This is a genomic window from Niveispirillum fermenti (assembly GCF_048066175.1).
GTDB lineage: Bacteria > Pseudomonadota > Alphaproteobacteria > Azospirillales > Azospirillaceae > Niveispirillum > Niveispirillum fermenti.
The window spans coordinates 1-1,512 of record NZ_JBLTXA010000091.1; the positions used below are offsets into that span (position 1 = coordinate 1).

The following is a 1,512-nucleotide window of genomic DNA, read 5'->3' on the forward strand; positions in this document are numbered from 1 at the left end:
CATGCACATAGCGCCGCAGCAGGTTCCCCGACCCGTCATATTCGGCGATGATGTCGGGGCCGTCATAGAGAAAGCGGGCCGTGGCCGACTTGCTGACCTGATAAAGCCGGCCCGCCGGGTCGTAGGCCAGCGTGGCGCCATTGCCGCTGGTCAGCCGGTTCTCCGGATCATAGCCGAAACTGACCGAACCGTCGCCGGTCAGCGACTGCCCGCCGCCATAGCTCAGGGGCGCGGTGCTGTTGCCGCCCGTCTGGTGGCTGGTGACCGACGTCACCCGGTTCAGCCCGTCGATCGCATAGGAACGGTCCACCTTCGACGGGATCGGCCGCGTATAGCTCTCGTTGCTGCTGTCGCGGCCCGTGATCTGGCCGGCGCGGTTGTAGCTGAACCCGACATGCTGGTCCTGGCCCGTGCCCGCCGGGTTCAGGGTCAGGCTGGATAGACGGCTGAGCGCGTCATAGCCGTAGCCCGTCGTCACACCGTTGCCGAAGGCCGCGCCCGTCCGACGGCCAAGACTGTCGTAGCTGAAGCCGACCAGCACCCCGGCGCCTGAGGTCGCCCCGTTCTCCCGCACCGCCTTCAGGTTGCCGGCGGTGTCGTAATCGTAATTGACATGGAACCCGCCCGGCCACGTCACCTTGATCCGCCGGCCGGCCACGTCATAGTCGGATGCCACCTGGCCCAGCGGGCCGGTCTCCGTCTTGCGGCGGCCCAGCGCATCATAGGTATAGGTGATCGTCTGGCTGCCGTTCGACAGGGTCAGCACGCGGCCCAGATTGTCATAGGTGTAGCTGATGGTCTCGCCACCGGAAGCGGGCAGGGTGGATTTCTGGGCCAGGCGCCCCAGCGCGTCATAGGCCAGCGTCGCATTCACACCGTTGCGCATACGCATGCCGGTCACGCGCGAGGCGGCGTCATAGGTGAAGCTCTCGTAGTCACCGCTGTTCACCTGCCCGATACTGGACGGGTGCGGATAGGTGATCTTGGTGACGCGGCCGAACCCGTCATATTCATACTGGGTCGTGCGGCCGCCGGCATCCTTCAGCTTGTCCACCGCGCCCGTCGCCAGATAAACGGCTTCCTGCGTCGTGACCTGGGTGCCCCGCAGGCCGCTGGTACCCAGCGCATCCGTCACCTTCGTCACCTGGTCGGCGGCGTTGTAGGTGTTCTGGGAAATCCGGTCATAAGAACCGTCGCCGCCCACCGCTGTCAGCGTGCAGGCACTACCCGGCAAGCTGAGATAGGCTGCCTGGTTCAGGCGCACTGCGGCGCAATCGGGCCGACTGGCACTGTCATAGCTGTACTGGCTCAATGCCTGGATGGCGCCACCGCCGGTCATCGCATCCCATACTTTGCGGCCCATGCCGTCATAGCCACTGGATGCCTGCTGCACCATGCTGAACCCGGGCCAGTCAGCGTCGGATTGGCTGTTGACGGTGCCCAACTCCTTAGAGGTGACCTGACCATCGACATTATAGCTCAAACGCATAGCCTGTGGCTTGAGAGTGCCTC

The 1,512-nt window shown here is 64.9% G+C and carries 1 protein-coding gene; it reads right to left on the reverse strand.

What is annotated here, in order from left to right:
- Window positions 1-1,489, reverse strand: a 1,489-nt coding sequence (locus ACM9LZ_RS25785; protein WP_416622363.1) for a hypothetical protein, incomplete at its 3' end; no start/stop codon positions are given.
- Window positions 1,490-1,512 lie beyond the last annotated feature (23 nt).